Source organism: Oleiphilus sp. HI0066, assembly GCF_001635725.1.
In genome coordinates, this window is sequence record NZ_LWFH01001773.1 from 1 (window position 1) to 543 (window position 543).

Below are 543 nucleotides of genomic sequence, written 5' to 3' on the forward strand. Positions count from 1 at the left end.
CAGAAGGATGCAATGCAACATGCAAAGAAACACGCTCATAGATATGTAGGTTCATATCACTTAAATCACTTCCGAAACGATAAATCGTGGCACTTAATGCCATAGTACTACTGCTCCTGTAATGCCAGTTGTGCATTGCGCCGCTCAGAACTATTAGCGGCTAAAGATAATGCACGTAAATACATATGTTTTGCGCGTTGATGATTGTTCAACGCGAGGTAGGTATGTCCTAACTCTAAATAAACCACACTAAAATTTGGCGCTAAGCGTTGTGCTCGTTCTAACAGCGACAACGCCCCGCCCATCTGATCTTGCTCACGCGCTTGTTGCGCTTGATCAATCAATGCATAAACGGCACTAGGTATGTTGGGTTGCTTAGTCGTGTAACGCTGATCTTTTGCTGGAGAATGGGCAGACTCTTGCTTCGCAACGAGTGTGTGCGTTGGTGCAGAAGAACACGCCCAAATAAACAAACAAGCAAGAAAGACGAGTGCTGCTTTTACTGTAGCCATGATCTTAACCAAGATTTTATTCCCCCCGTTC

Annotated in this window: 2 protein-coding genes; both read right to left on the reverse strand. The window is 44.8% G+C overall.

Features of this window, described 5'->3' with window-relative positions; translation table 11 throughout:
- The coding region (locus A3738_RS32785; protein ID WP_369819841.1) for a YaeQ family protein at positions 1 to 136 on the reverse strand (136 nt) is incomplete at its 3' end.
- The coding region (locus A3738_RS27475; RefSeq protein ID WP_231876781.1) for a tetratricopeptide repeat protein at positions 108 to 543 on the reverse strand (436 nt) is incomplete at its 5' end. The genes A3738_RS27475 and A3738_RS32785, both read right to left, overlap by 29 nt.